Below are 12,590 nucleotides of genomic sequence, written 5' to 3'. Positions count from 1 at the left end.
CACTTGGGTGGGTGACAACTCGACGGTTTCATGGACAGACCGGTCTGTCTATGCGTCCTATCTGGGTTACCCTGCTCCCATGAGTCCCACGACCGCACCGAAGGCCGCCGACACCGCGTCGGGCCTCCGTGTGCTCGGACCCGCCGATCGGCTGCTGCGTGCGGCCTCAGATCTCTTTGCGGCGCAGGGAATTCGCGCCGTTGGCATCGACCAGATCCTGCGCGAGGCGGGAGTTGCCAAGGCGAGCCTGTACAGCACTTACGGTTCCAAGGATGCGCTCATCGTCGCCTACCTCGAAGAAATTGATCAGCGTGATCGCAACCGATGGAACGCTGCTGTCGCGGCGCAGCGCGATCCCGTTGCGAAGATCCTGACATTCTTCGACCTGGCCGCCACCGCCGCGAAAACAAGGAACTTCCGTGGGTGCCTCTACGCCAATGCCGCCACGGAATTCCCCGGAACAGTATGGGAACCGGTGCGCGCACATCGTGAGTGGTTCCGCGCGACCGTGACAGCACTGCTGCGCGAGGCTGGGGTATCACACCCGGACAACATGGCCCGACGAGTGCAGCTGTTTTACGACGGCGCTCTGACCGCATCCAAGATGGAGAAATCCGCAGCGCCGATAACGCTGGCGCGCAAACTCACTCGCGAATTGATCGGCTAGACGGCAGGACTCTGGTTGGATGGGTCATATGACTGAGGACGTCAGAGTGGTCTCGGCGAGCCGTGAAGTGAATGCGCCGGCAGCGGTGATCTTCGAGTTCATCGCCGATGCGGCACGGCAGCGTGAATGGGACGGCAACGAGAACCTTGCCGAGGCCGCCACCGGACAACGCGTTCATGGTGTGGGTGATGTGTTCGCGATGACCCTGACCAATGGTGCCGTACGCGAAAACCGCATCGTGGAGTTCGAGGAGGCGCGCCGGATCGCGTGGTTGCCCTCGGAAGTGGGCAAGCGACCACCCGGCCACCTGTGGCGATGGGAACTGGAACCGCTTGGCGACAGCCGTACCCGGGTGATCCACACCTATGACTGGACGAATCTCGCCGACGAGAACAGGCTGCCCCGGGCCCGTCGCACCACCTCGGAGCGGCTGCAGGACTCGGTGGACAGACTCGCAGCGCTTGCCGAGTCGGGCGAATAGCAGCGAACACCAAGGCATATGGATCTGCATCAGTTGGAGTGTTTCCTCGCGGTCGTCGAGGCGGGCACCTTCACCGGCGCAGCGAGGCGGGTACATCTGGCGCAATCGGGTGTCAGTGCCCACGTCAAGGCGCTCGAGCGCGAGCTCGGACAGCCGCTTTTCGAACGCCGTGCCCGTTCGGCGGTTCTTACTGCCGCGGGGCAGGCGCTTCTTCCTCATGCGCGTGCGGCGTTGGACTCCCTGGCTGCGGGACGCGCGTCCGTAGAAGGCTTGACCGGACTGCTGCATGGGCATTTGGTGATTGGAACGATCACCTCTATCTCGCCCCGCCATATCGATCTGCCTCGGTTGTTGACAACATTTCACCGCCAGCACCCAGGCGTTGAGTTATCGCTTATTGAGGACACCTCCGCGGTTCTGGCGCGACGGGTGACCGAAGGTGAACTGGACGTCGCCCTTGTGAGCCTCACCGATGATTCACCCGCTGGCGTCCATGCGCGGGAGCTCACCCGGGATTGCATCGTTGCAGTGTTTTCGCCCTCTCACCCCCTGGTGCGCCACGGTGACAGGGTTTCTCTGGCAGCTCTGGCGCAGTATCCATTGATCGCGCTGTCACCAGGGTCTGGTATTCGGACCCAGCTCGACAAGACGCTGCATGCGTCCGGAATTACCGCCCGCATCAGCTTTGAGGCCAGCGACCCAGATGTGCTGGTAGCGCTCGCCGCCCAAGGGCTTGGCATAGCCGTGGTACCGGAATCGGCGATGCGACAGACTAAGGGTGTCGTGCATGCTCAGCTGCCCGACGTGCCGCCCGGTCGCATCGGAATACTTTGGCGTAAAGGGAAATCAGTCAATCCTGCGGCCCCGGTGTTCGTTCGTCATGTTGTTGCCCGAGTGCGGGAGATGCTGACTTAGAGCCATTTCGTGGCGTGCGGAATCCAGTCCGCGCCAGCGTTTCGCATATGGCGTATCGACGCCGAACTGATCGAGGATGCGGGTCACGCTGTGATCCACGATGTCGTCGATGGTGCGTGGGTGGTTGTAGAAGGCCGGCATCGGTGGAACGATGCGTACGCCCATCCTGCTGAGTGCCAGCATGTTCTCCAGATGAATGGTATTGAGCGGGGTTTCACGTGGAGCGAGAACCAGTCGACGTCCCTCCTTGAGTACGACATCGGCGGCTCGACAGATCAGGTTGTCGGCGATTCCGTAGCGGATCGCGGCAACGGTCCGCATGCTGCACGGCACGACAATCATTCCGTCGGTTCGAAACGATCCCGAAGAAATTGCCGCACCCTGCTCGCCGAGCTTGTACGTCACATCGGCCAACTGGGCCACCTCGCGAACCGAGCGGGTGGATTCCATTTCGATATTGGAGCGGGCCCAGGCGCTCATTACCAGATGCGTTTCCACCGAGGGTATTTCGCGCAATGTTTCGAGAAGTCGGATGGCGAATGGAGCTCCGCTGGCGCCCGTGATCGCGACGATGATCCGGGTTGGTCTATCGGTCATCGAATGTCGCCTGTCGGGGGTGTGCGGCCGAGAGGGCGGACAGCATCGCGGTGCTCCGTTGCCAGTTCTCCTGCTGTGCCAGCCGTTCCGATGTTTGGAAACTCATGGGCTGCAGTGCGATTCCGATATCATCGTGGCGATATTCGGTCACCGTGAAAACGCAACCCATGAGCCCACGCTCGGTGACCGATCGCGTCATTCGCAGTTTGGCGTGATGGCATGCGGTGCCGTGGGCCGCGAGTAGGCTCGCGGCACCTGTGCGCTTTAGATTCGCGCGGGTGACCCGTCCGGCCACTACAACGAAGAGGCTCAAGCCCTCCGGACCGGGTTCCAGCTCGGAACGAGACAGCAGGGCGGAATGCGGATATCCGCCGGTGTCCACGGTGACGAATGGGAAGGCCTGCTCGCGAGAATCGACGCTGGGAAACCCGCGCAGCAATTCGCAGAGGTCATCGGGTAACGCCTTGGCGTTCATAGCGGGAGCGTCGCCTTCCACCGATCGCGGATCTGGGTGCGGTACGCCTGGTCGAAGCGGTTCGCCTTCGGATAGGAGTCCATCCACGAGAACGGCTTACACGCGTCGATGAGAACGATGCCCATGGACAAATCGTTGGCTTCCCGTTGCGCTGGTGACAAACGGGGGTCGATCGCTGTGGTGGGTGTCCGCACGATCTGAATTGACTCCGATGGGTTCACCCTTGTGAAGATCGCCCACAACACATGATTGATGTCAGTGATATCAATGTCGTCGTCGACCACGACGAAGTAGCGATCCATGCCACCGGTGCGTTTGCGTCCGGCGGCGGCCAGCAATGCCTGCATGGCATCTCCGGCACCGGTCTGCTTGAGGGATATCACCATCATGAGCTGGCGCGCATACGCCCAGACGCCCTGGATGTTCTGAACGCCGGCGGCTTCGAGATGGTCCCAGGTCACCGAGGCCGAGTACAGGGGTACGGCCTGATCGCCGGCGGGAACCGTAGGGATCATCGGGGGCGCACCGAGGATGATCGGATTATCGCGGTGCAAGATGCGCTGCACGCGCACCACAGTCTCGTTTCCTGCGTGAGTGAAGTAGCCTGTCCACTCGCCGAATGGTCCCTCGGGAACTGATTCCTCGGTAACCGGTGGCATCTCGCCCTCGATCACGATCTCGGCGTGTGCGGGAATCGGTAACCCGGTTCCCGGTGCCGCGAGGACCTCGACGCCGCTGCCGCGCAGACCACCTGCCACGTCGTATTCGCAGACCTCCGCCGGTGCCGCTATGGCCGCGGCCGTTGTGAGGATGGGATCGCAGCCGACGACGACTGCGATTGGGCAGGATTGGCCCTTGTCCCAATACTTTTTGGCGATCGCGAGTGCGTGCCGGTTGCCAAGCATCCACAATGACAGCCGGTCCTTGCCCTGCACGCAGCCTCGGTAGGTCCCAACGTTGACCCAGCCCGAATCGGGGTCGCGTGTGATCACCATGCAGGCGGTACCGATGTAGCGCCCGCCGTCACCGTCATGCCACTGAGGTGTTGGGAACACAGTGAGGTCGACATCGTCGCCCTCGATCACATTCTCGAGGATTGTGCCGCTGGAGACCTCCACCGGTGCAATGGGTTCGATGCGCTTGCTGAGGTCCTTCCAGGCACGGACGATGTCCATGGCCGGTGTTTCCACGGGCAGTCCCAGGGCCACCGCACACCGCTGGACGGTTCCCATGAAATTGGTGAACACCCGGTATCCGGTCGGGTAACCGGGAATGTTGTCGAACAACAATGCCGGTCCCTCTTTTTCGGCGAGAAGTTCAGTAATGCAGCCGATTTCGAGGTTCCAATCGGCTCCGTCGATCGTCATCACCTCTGCATCGCCCAGCTCACGGGTTAGCGTGTCGATGTAGTCCCGCAGATCACGAAAAGCAACCATGGTCTTTGTAGGCCGCGTACCTGTACGCCGCCTATCTCCTTCCATCCGTGGATATTTCGGTCGGCCTCGGATTTACCGGGCTGTCCGGTCCACTGTGCATCGAGAGCAAGATATAAGTCCAATAGCTAGTTCAGCTAGAAACCATCTGCTATGGAGATGGCAGCATCCTGACGGTTGTCGGCATCGATCGCAAGGAAGCTTCCAGACAAGTCCTTGACCTCAAGTTCACTTGAGAATGAACACTGGACGCATGACAACGAAGACATCGAATATGCGCCAGATTCGATCCGACCTGTGGGAGGCACGGACGGATAGCCCGTTTCCCGGACTGACCACCCACGCCTACCTGTGGACTCGTCCTGAGGGGAACGTGTTGTTCTACAGCCCGGCCACCGAGGCCGATTTCGAGGCCATCGCCGAGCTGGGTGGTGTCGCCCACCAATACCTATCGCATCAGGACGAGGCGGGACCGATGCTTGCCGTCGTGAAGCGACATTTCGGATCAAAGCTGCACGCCTCTGTCGAGGAACGGCATGAGATTGGCGAGCACGCGGAGCTCGACATTCCCACCGACGAACGCCATGTCGACGGCAACGGCGTGGAGGTGATTCCCACACCGGGACATTCACCCGGCAGCACAAGCTATCTGGTGACGGGCGCAGACGGCGACAAGTATCTCTTCACCGGAGACACGATGTTCCCCACCGAGGGGGGCGCATGGTCGACCTTTGTGGTGCCCGGGCGCGGTGACGCCGACGAGATGTGGTCGAGTCTGGAACTTCTAGGGAGTCTGTCGCCGGACGTCGTCGTCTCCAGTGCATACGGCGGAGACACCGCGGTGTACGAACTCCCCGAAGGCCGTTGGCGCGAACTCATCGCGCAGGCACAGCGGAGCGTACGGCGCGACTAGGGACGAACCGCTTGCGCGAAGCCGAAAACCTCGTTCGGATCGTAGGCGGCGGCAATCCGCCGCAGCCGCGGCAGATTCTCCCCGTAATACGCCGCAGCCCAATCGGGCATGCGGGGGTCGATGTAGTTCACATAGGCCGCGGCACCGCAGATCTCGCCGAGCCGGTCGCGTGCTTCGTCCACACGCTGAGACGCGATCGCGGAGTCCGCTCCGACCCCGTGGTAGATCTGGATCGATGCGACGGCATGTCGATGAGGGAAGGCGTTGGCATCGGCCGGAATTCGGCTCACTGCCCCGCCCAGGCTGTCGAAGATGAACGTGAGCCCGGGCTTGCCCACCAGGAGCGCCTCGATTCGGGCGGTGTCGACTCCGGCATGCGGGACCATCCGGGAGGACGCCACGAATGACTCCCGCTCCAACTGGCCAGGTGCACTCCCAGTCCACGACGGATGGCACTGGGCCACAGTCAATGTGGAACAACCGCCCATGAACTTCATGGCGCCCAGGAAGCTCTTCACGGCCTCGAATCGGTCGGTGGGGCCGATGCCGATTGCGCTGCGCAGATTCTCGATCAGTGCGCGCGGATTGGTGCTCCCAGCGATACACCCGACGATCCGGCATTGCGGTGCGGTGCCGCCCACGGCGTGCAGGGTTGTCCACAATTCATCGGGCGCATCGGCCATGAAGGTCAGCCACCTATGCATGATCGCGGCCGTGTCCCCCGGCGCATAGTCGAGGGTGAATACCGTCAGCTCGGTGGCTTCGGCCGTGGCAAAGGTGAACTCCGTTGCAATGCAAAAGTTTCCGCCGCCAACTCCGCGGATGGCCCAGAACAGGTCGGGTTCGGAAGTCGACGAAAGGATTCGGATTTTGCCGTCGGAGGTCACCGCTCGGGCAGAGATCAACTGGTCGCAGGTGAGTCCGAACTTACGTGTGAGAACCCCTACTCCGCCTCCCAGGGTCAACCCGGCGATACCCACGGTCGGACAGGATCCACCCGCAAGCATCCGGCCCGCCTCGGCGACACCGGCGTACACGTCGATCAGACGGGCTCCGGACCTGACCACCGCAGCGGTCCCAGTCATCGAGACCGTCGCCATGCGACCAAGATCGACGACCAATCCGTCGTTCGGGATGCAGTATCCGGCATAGCTGTGTCCCCCACTGCGTGCCGCAACAGGTATCGCGGCGTTCGAAGCGAACTCCACACAACGTGCCACATCCTCTTCGGAGGCGCAGAAGGCCACCGCGCCAGGATGATTCACATCGAACAGTGGATTGAACGCCCTACCGGCCTCAACCGACCCGGCCTCACCGCGGACCACCAGGGCTCCGGATAGGCTGCCGCGCAGGTCTTCCCATCGAGGAATGGCGGGGACGTCGGCCGGGTGCTGCCGGGAACAGCCCGTGATCGCCACTCCACCGAGAGCCACGGCCGCCGCGGCCGTTAGCACCGTACGTCTGGTGACCGATCGCGAGTGGTGCGGCCGCGGATCCATCGCGCCTCCTTTCGGTCGTGATACGGGTGATACCCATCTTGTCGCCTTTAGCCGGCGGCCGTGCCATGCAACGGTAGATTGGCCCACATGACGGTGAGCTCGGCAGCTGATCCGGCAGCCGATAGTGCGATCAGCCCCACCGGGCCGCAGGTCGGAGCATTTTTCGACCTGGATGGCACCCTCGTGGCCGGATTCACCCCGACCGCACATGCCCGTGATCGGATGCGTCGCGGGCAGGCCGGTATCGGCGAAGTTCTCGGAGTTCTGGAGGCCACCTTCCGGTACAAGCTGGGCCGCATGGAATTCGAGCGCTTAGTGGTGCGTGCGGCCGGATACCTGCGCGGAGACTCGCTAGCGGAACTCGAAGCCGTCGGCCAACGAATCTTTCACCAGCACAATGCCTCGATGATCTACCCGCACATGCGCGAGCTTGTGCGGGCACATCAGGACCTGGGCCACACCGTGGTGGTCAGTTCATCGGCGCTGACCATTCACGCCGAACCAGTGGCGCGCCACCTCGGGATAACCCATGTGCTGTGCAATCACTTCGACCTCGACGACCACGGACTGCTCACCGGTGGCATCCGCAAGCCAATCGTGTGGGGGCGCAATAAGGCGACCGCGGTCGCATTATTCTGTGAATCCAATGATGTTGATTTACAACGCAGTTACTTCTATGCGGACGGCGAAGAGGACATCGATCTGATGTCTCTTGTCGGCGAACCGTGCCCGGTCAACCCACGCGGCCGGCTCGCCGTCATGGCCGCCGAGCGGGGGTGGCCAGTACTGCGGTTGGACGATCCAAGACCACGTGGAGTGAGCTCTTCACTGCGCAGGCTCGCGGGCTTGGCCCGCCGATAAGCTTGGCGTATGGCGGGACGGTATGCGGCATTGGGAAGTTCGATGGCGGCGGGGCCGGGCATCATGCCGCGAGCACCGGGCTCACCCCGGCTCGCGGGCCGCTCGACCCGCAATTACCCGCACCAAGTTGCCGAGCGCACGGGATATCAGCTGGTTGACGTCACCTACTCCGGCGCAACCACGGCACATATCCTGACCGACCCGCAGCACACTGCTGCACCGCAAATCGATGCGCTCGACGGCACCGAGGAGTTGGTGACCGTCACCATCGGAGGAAACGACGTCGGCTATGTGCCGTTCCTGATGGCGGCATGCCTGCCGCGCTTCCTCCGAGCCGCGCCGGTGATTGGCGGGCCATTGCGCGGTGTCCTGGATACCGGGCAGCGGGAGGCGGCGCTGGCCGCGCTCGGTGAATCCCTGCGTGCCGTCGGTGAGCAGGTGCGCACCAGGGCACCACATGCCAGGGTGCTTTTCGTCGATTACCTTGTGCTGCTGCCGCCGGAGGGTGAGCCCGCGCCGCCATACACGGAGGCCGAGGCCGATTTCGGTCGTCATATCGCCGCGGAACTTGCCGCCGCCACCGCGGCGGCCGCTCACTCCGCCGACTGCGAGATAGTGCGCGTATCGGCGGCCAGTGTTGGTCATCACGCCTGGTCAGATGAGCCCTGGACGACGCGCCCCGGAATCCCCTGGCCGTGGCGTGCGGCTCCGCTGCACCCCACCGAGGACGGTATGAGTGCCGTGGCCGATCTGGTCGCGGCCGCATTGGACGCCGCGTCTAATGACTGAGGTTGCGCTATGGCGGGTCCACCGCATTGCGATACTTGACCTCATGACCGTGCGCCTAGTCCGCCTGCTGATGGTTTCCGTCGTCGGAATCGCGATCGGAGTCGGATTCGCCGGCCCCGCGGCGGCCGTTGCTCCCCCTGCGGACGGCACCTACCGGATGATCGAGGAAGGCCTTGGCCAGGTTGCCTGGAAGATGTCCGCTGTCTGTGTCCAGGCCTCAGGTACCCGCATACAGTCCGACTACACCGACCCCACCATCCAGGCCGATGGCTGCACGCTGACCGTCACCAGCTCGACGCCCGACATCCTCAAACACGGCGATAAGCTCCAGAACTACTCCATCCCGGCCAAGCTCGTCGATGACCAATGGACGTTCCTACACCCCCGGCCGCAGGGCATGACCTGCCCGGACGGGACTTTCGCACCCACCCAGGACAAGTACGTCTTCAACGACGAGACCCTGACCGGCGTGCACACCACCATCCACAGCGCGGTATGCGGCGGTCCGCCGGGGATGACGAAGAAGCCTTTCAGCCTGCAGTTCGTGGCACCGCTCGACGTGCCCGTCGATCGGTTCCCGCAGTACTGCGACGGGTTCGCCCACTGCTGGTGACCTGCTAGGGCAGTAACGGCACCCGCCAGAGCGCCATTCCCGGGTCGATGACCCACAGCCGCGTCATCGTCAACCGCGTGATCAGTAACGCCCCTCGGATCATCACCACGGCGAGCGGCAGCTCGGCGAGCACTGCGGCCAGGATCGCCCACCGCAGCTCCGACGGGCCCGCCGTCATCACGTCGAACCATGCGTCGCAGATCAGTAGCACGCCGGTGGTGAACGCGGTCAGCACCAGCAATTGGCGTCGCAGGAGACCCAGCACCGCGGTGGCCGCCATGAATGTCACCAGCAGGATGTCGAACCCGACCCACGTCGCCGTCCACCGCTGTGCCACGTAGTTTTCCGGCAGCGTGAACGCCAGATAGGTGATCCACGGGATCAATGTGATCGCGCCTCCGATCATCAAACCCAGCCGTAGAGTGCGAAACCTCGCCAGATTCGGCGGTGCCACCTCGCTGAGCGGGCGTTCCAGCCTTTGAATCAGGTCTTTTCGCTCGGACGCGGAGAGGCCGGCGATCGCCTCATCCGACAGATAGCTCTCGGTCATGGCCGTGGTGTCCCGCCTGTCTCGTAAAGGGGTGTCCAGGTTGCTCCCAGGAAACCTCATCACAATGTTTGCGTGCCACCGACCACAACCCCGACGCCCCCACCGCCGACGGTACCCACGCCGATACCGCAGCTGCCCGCGAACGATTTTCATCAGTTCAGCCACGGCGTCTCGGCACTCGGTGGCTGGTTTCCCGTCACCGTCCAGGTGCTGGCGATCGTTGCCCTGCTGGTGGTCATCGGCTGGCGGACCCGGCGCTGGCGTCTGCTGTGGGTACCCGTCAGCGCCGTCGTCGGCGCGCTCGGCGCCCTCGCGGCGTGGATATACACGAACTCCGAAGGGCTGGCATCGGACCCGGCGCCGTTCGCGCTGTGGGTATGGATCGGTGTGTTTGTCAGCGCGCTCGCCGTCGCCATCCTCGGCTTTCGCGGCGCACGGTGGTGGCGGCGTGGCGTATCGCTGCTCGCCATCTCCCTCACGCTGCTGGCGGCGCTCGTGTCACTGAATCGCTGGGTGGGTTACTACCCCACCGTGCAGGCTGCCTGGGGGGCGATCACCGCTGGGCCGCTTCCCGGTGAAACCGATATCAGTGAGCTTGCGGGACTGCGTAATTCACACCCGACGACCGGCAAGCTCGTTCAGGTGGACGTTCCCGGGGACGCGAGCGGATTCGCACATCGCGGCGAATACGTCTACCTACCGCCGGCCTGGTTCGCCGGTGACACCCCGCCGCGGCTACCGGTGGTCATGATGATCGCCGGCGAGTTCAATACCCCGGCCGACTGGGTCCGCACCGGTAACGCCACCCAGATGATCGACGAATACGCCAAGTCCCATGGTGGGCAGGCGCCTGTATTCGTGTTCGTCGATGTCGCTGGCAGCTTCAACAACGACACCGAATGCGTCAACGGGCCGCGCGGCAATGCCGCCGATCACCTCACCGAAGACGTTCGCCCCTATGTGGTTTCGCAGTTCGGGGCGTCGGCGGACCCTGCCAACTGGGGTGTTGTCGGCTGGTCGATGGGCGGCACATGTGCCATCGACCTAACCGTGATGAACCCGAATCTGTTCTCCACTTTTGTCGATATCGCCGGTGACCACGGCCCCACCGCCGGAACCAAGGAACAGACGATCGAGCGACTTTATGGCGGCGACGCCGCCCGTTGGGATGCCTTCGACCCGCGCACCGTGATGGCCAAGCACGGGCCGTATACGGGTGTGACGGGATGGTTCGAAGACGCCATACCGCCAGCCGGGAGCAAGAAGCCCGGCGGTGCCAAACGACCGACGGCCGACACCCCGACCGGGATCGGTGGGCACGACGAGGTGACCGATGACGATCGGGACGGTGCCTCGGCGGACCTGTGCGCGGCCGCGCAGCAGGTGCAGATCTCCTGCTCGGTCCACCAGATGATCAGCGGGCACACCTGGCAGTTCGCCAGCCGAACATTCTCGGACGCGCTGCCATGGCTGGCGGCGCAGATCAGTGATCGGTGATCTGAGTGCGCAGCGACTCGAGCAGCTGCTGCCACCATTCGCCGTGACGCAGCAGGAACACCCCATCGGGGAAGGAATGCCGAGCGGCGTTGTCCACTGGCACCGTCTCCCAGCCGAGATGCTCTACGGTGACTCGGGTTTCGTCTCTCACCGACTCGAAGCGCACCTCGACATTGGTAATCTGATCGTCGGCGAAGCTCTCCTGCCGCCACGTGAATCCCAGTCGGGATCCAGGCTCCCAGGTCGTCACCATGCCGATCTCGAACTGGGACCCGTCCGGATAGGACTCGGTGAAGCGGCCGCCCGGCTCGGGCTCGAACGCGAGCGTGCCGCGGCTGCGTCTGGTGAAGCCGAACAGTGCGCTGGGCTGCCACCAGAGACCGATGTCGTTGACGAATACGTCGAAGGCGTGCCGCGGGGTGGCCCGGACACGCAGTGAAACCAGGATGCGTGAAGTCATCGGTCAGACTGTCGCTCGATGTGATCTTTGAAGGCCACCAGCTGGGTGGCCCAAAGCTTCTCGATCTGGTCGATCCATGCCTTCAGTTCTGCCATGGGAGCAGGCCGCAGGGTGTAGATGCGCACACGCGCGTCGAACTCGGGGTGGGATTCCTGGACCAGCTCGCTGGCCTTGAGGGTGCGTAGGTGCCTGCTGAGTGCCGCCGGGCTCAGGCCGACGACCTGCGCGATCTCCCCCGCACGGCACGGCCGATCCCGAAGCGCCTCAACGATTTTTCGTCGATTCGGATCTGCCAGCGCGGCGAGTGTGCGATCTATGCTTGCGGGCGGCACTAAGGGCCGCGTCAAATCCAGCCCTCGATCTTCAGGCCGCTGGCCTTCTCGGCGTCCTCACGCGACACGGCCCGCATGGTCTGCGCGAATGCCCACACGTGACCCTCGGGATCGCGGGCGCGGTACACACGGTCACCGTAGAACTGGTCGGTGGGCGGCATCAGGATCTCGGCACCGGCGGATTGCGCCTGCTCACAGTGCGCGTCGACATCTTCGTCGAGGTGCACATGGATCGACTGGGTACACCGTCCGCCCACGGATTTGGGGCTGGCCACGGTCTCGTCCCACTCCGACCCCACCATGAGATAGCAATCGCCGAAACGCATTTCGGAATGTTCCAGCTTGCCCTCGCTGTCGGTGATGACCATGGATCGTTCGAATCCGAAGGCCTTCTCCAGCCAATCCAGCGCTGCCGACGGATCCTGATAGACGACCGCCGACGCAAAGCTTGGACGTGTGCTCATATCCGAACCACCTCGTTCTCAGTAGGAGTACCCGATGGTTGATA

16 protein-coding genes are annotated in these 12,590 nt (G+C 63.4%); 8 read left to right on the top strand and 8 right to left on the bottom strand.

Going from position 1 to position 12,590, the window contains the following annotated elements; genetic code table 11:
• Positions 1 to 79: 79 nt before the first annotated feature.
• From MLB1_RS12760 to MLB1_RS12750, 3 genes are read left to right on the top strand one after another with little or no spacing between them, the layout of a single operon-like run.
• Entirely contained in the window at positions 80 to 667 is a 588-nt protein-coding gene (locus MLB1_RS12760) for a TetR/AcrR family transcriptional regulator (RefSeq protein WP_219602990.1), read from the top strand.
• Positions 668 to 695: 28 nt separating this feature from the next.
• On the top strand, positions 696 to 1,148 hold the full coding sequence (locus MLB1_RS12755) for an SRPBCC family protein (protein WP_180750170.1): 453 nt from the start codon (positions 696 to 698) through the stop codon (positions 1,146 to 1,148).
• 18 nt (positions 1,149 to 1,166) lie between these two features.
• A complete protein-coding gene (locus MLB1_RS12750; protein ID WP_180750169.1) occupies positions 1,167 to 2,063 on the top strand; it encodes a LysR family transcriptional regulator in 897 nt (298 codons plus the stop codon).
• Here MLB1_RS12750 and MLB1_RS12745 read toward each other — a convergent pair.
• From MLB1_RS12745 to MLB1_RS12735, 3 genes are read right to left on the bottom strand one after another with little or no spacing between them, the layout of a single operon-like run.
• A complete protein-coding gene (locus tag MLB1_RS12745; protein WP_180750168.1) occupies positions 1,995 to 2,660 on the bottom strand; it encodes a non-oxidative hydroxyarylic acid decarboxylases subunit B in 666 nt (221 codons plus the stop codon). The genes MLB1_RS12750 and MLB1_RS12745 overlap by 69 nt on opposite strands.
• A complete protein-coding gene (locus tag MLB1_RS12740; RefSeq protein ID WP_180750167.1) occupies positions 2,650 to 3,135 on the bottom strand; it encodes a hypothetical protein in 486 nt (161 codons plus the stop codon). The genes MLB1_RS12745 and MLB1_RS12740 overlap by 11 nt, the downstream gene beginning before the upstream one ends.
• Positions 3,132 to 4,553, bottom strand: coding sequence for a UbiD family decarboxylase (locus tag MLB1_RS12735; protein ID WP_180750375.1), 1,422 nt, complete (start codon positions 4,551 to 4,553; stop codon positions 3,132 to 3,134). Before MLB1_RS12735 ends, MLB1_RS12740 begins: the two co-directional genes overlap by 4 nt.
• A 268-nt stretch (positions 4,554 to 4,821) precedes the next feature.
• Between MLB1_RS12735 and MLB1_RS12730 the strand changes: the two genes are divergently transcribed.
• Positions 4,822 to 5,481, top strand: a complete 660-nt coding sequence (locus MLB1_RS12730; RefSeq protein WP_255485837.1) for an MBL fold metallo-hydrolase — start codon at positions 4,822 to 4,824, stop codon at positions 5,479 to 5,481.
• On the opposite strand, the gene MLB1_RS12725 is transcribed toward MLB1_RS12730, so the two are convergent.
• Positions 5,478 to 6,980, bottom strand: coding sequence for an FAD-binding oxidoreductase (locus MLB1_RS12725; RefSeq protein WP_180750166.1), 1,503 nt, complete (start codon positions 6,978 to 6,980; stop codon positions 5,478 to 5,480). The genes MLB1_RS12730 and MLB1_RS12725 overlap by 4 nt on opposite strands.
• Positions 6,981 to 7,067: 87 nt before the next feature.
• On the opposite strand from MLB1_RS12725, the gene MLB1_RS12720 reads away from it, so the two are divergent.
• From MLB1_RS12720 to MLB1_RS12710, 3 genes are read left to right on the top strand one after another with little or no spacing between them, the layout of a single operon-like run.
• Positions 7,068 to 7,841 (top strand): HAD-IB family hydrolase, encoded by a 774-nt coding sequence (locus tag MLB1_RS12720; protein WP_180750165.1) that lies wholly within the window; start codon positions 7,068 to 7,070, stop codon positions 7,839 to 7,841.
• Positions 7,842 to 7,850: 9 nt separating this feature from the next.
• Positions 7,851 to 8,630 carry an SGNH/GDSL hydrolase family protein gene (locus MLB1_RS12715; protein ID WP_180750164.1) on the top strand — a complete coding sequence of 260 codons (780 nt, stop codon included), beginning with the start codon at positions 7,851 to 7,853 and terminating at the stop codon, positions 8,628 to 8,630.
• Between the two features lie 49 nt (positions 8,631 to 8,679).
• Complete coding sequence (locus tag MLB1_RS12710; RefSeq protein WP_371750621.1) at positions 8,680 to 9,243, top strand: hypothetical protein; 564 nt, start codon at positions 8,680 to 8,682, stop codon at positions 9,241 to 9,243.
• Positions 9,244 to 9,247: 4 nt separating this feature from the next.
• On the opposite strand, the gene MLB1_RS12705 is transcribed toward MLB1_RS12710, so the two are convergent.
• Complete coding sequence (locus MLB1_RS12705; RefSeq protein WP_180750163.1) at positions 9,248 to 9,793, bottom strand: hypothetical protein; 546 nt, start codon at positions 9,791 to 9,793, stop codon at positions 9,248 to 9,250.
• 72 nt (positions 9,794 to 9,865) lie between these two features.
• Between MLB1_RS12705 and MLB1_RS12700 the strand changes: the two genes are divergently transcribed.
• Positions 9,866 to 11,290 carry an alpha/beta hydrolase-fold protein gene (locus MLB1_RS12700; protein WP_180750162.1) on the top strand — a complete coding sequence of 475 codons (1,425 nt, stop codon included), beginning with the start codon at positions 9,866 to 9,868 and terminating at the stop codon, positions 11,288 to 11,290.
• Here MLB1_RS12700 and MLB1_RS12695 read toward each other — a convergent pair.
• From MLB1_RS12695 to MLB1_RS12685, 3 genes are read right to left on the bottom strand one after another with little or no spacing between them, the layout of a single operon-like run.
• The gene (locus MLB1_RS12695; RefSeq protein ID WP_180750161.1) at positions 11,277 to 11,750 is read right to left on the bottom strand and encodes an SRPBCC domain-containing protein; all 474 of its coding nucleotides are present in this window, start codon (positions 11,748 to 11,750) and stop codon (positions 11,277 to 11,279) included. The genes MLB1_RS12700 and MLB1_RS12695 overlap by 14 nt on opposite strands.
• Positions 11,747 to 12,082, bottom strand: coding sequence for a metalloregulator ArsR/SmtB family transcription factor (locus MLB1_RS12690; protein WP_180750160.1), 336 nt, complete (start codon positions 12,080 to 12,082; stop codon positions 11,747 to 11,749). Before MLB1_RS12690 ends, MLB1_RS12695 begins: the two co-directional genes overlap by 4 nt.
• An 11-nt stretch (positions 12,083 to 12,093) precedes the next feature.
• Positions 12,094 to 12,546 (bottom strand): VOC family protein, encoded by a 453-nt coding sequence (locus MLB1_RS12685; protein ID WP_180750159.1) that lies wholly within the window; start codon positions 12,544 to 12,546, stop codon positions 12,094 to 12,096.
• Positions 12,547 to 12,590: the final 44 nt, after the last annotated feature.

The sequence above is a fragment of the Mycobacteroides sp. LB1 genome, from assembly GCF_013449725.1.
Lineage (GTDB): Bacteria > Actinomycetota > Actinomycetes > Mycobacteriales > Mycobacteriaceae > Mycobacterium.
The sequence above is the reverse complement of the archived record's forward strand: the minus strand, read 5'-3'. Positions and strand labels throughout refer to the sequence as shown.

Coding starts and splice junctions, on each gene's coding strand:
- MLB1_RS12760 (WP_219602990.1), top strand. CDS start 80: ATGAGTCCCACGACCGCACCGAAGGCCGCCGACACCGCGTCGGGCCTC.
- MLB1_RS12755 (WP_180750170.1), top strand. CDS start 696: ATGACTGAGGACGTCAGAGTGGTCTCGGCGAGCCGTGAAGTGAATGCG.
- MLB1_RS12750 (WP_180750169.1), top strand. CDS start 1,167: ATGGATCTGCATCAGTTGGAGTGTTTCCTCGCGGTCGTCGAGGCGGGC.
- MLB1_RS12745 (WP_180750168.1), bottom strand. CDS start 2,660: ATGACCGATAGACCAACCCGGATCATCGTCGCGATCACGGGCGCCAGC.
- MLB1_RS12740 (WP_180750167.1), bottom strand. CDS start 3,135: ATGAACGCCAAGGCGTTACCCGATGACCTCTGCGAATTGCTGCGCGGG.
- MLB1_RS12730 (WP_255485837.1), top strand. CDS start 4,822: ATGACAACGAAGACATCGAATATGCGCCAGATTCGATCCGACCTGTGG.
- MLB1_RS12725 (WP_180750166.1), bottom strand. CDS start 6,980: ATGGATCCGCGGCCGCACCACTCGCGATCGGTCACCAGACGTACGGTG.
- MLB1_RS12720 (WP_180750165.1), top strand. CDS start 7,068: ATGACGGTGAGCTCGGCAGCTGATCCGGCAGCCGATAGTGCGATCAGC.
- MLB1_RS12715 (WP_180750164.1), top strand. CDS start 7,851: ATGGCGGGACGGTATGCGGCATTGGGAAGTTCGATGGCGGCGGGGCCG.
- MLB1_RS12705 (WP_180750163.1), bottom strand. CDS start 9,793: ATGACCGAGAGCTATCTGTCGGATGAGGCGATCGCCGGCCTCTCCGCG.
- MLB1_RS12695 (WP_180750161.1), bottom strand. CDS start 11,750: ATGACTTCACGCATCCTGGTTTCACTGCGTGTCCGGGCCACCCCGCGG.
- MLB1_RS12685 (WP_180750159.1), bottom strand. CDS start 12,546: ATGAGCACACGTCCAAGCTTTGCGTCGGCGGTCGTCTATCAGGATCCG.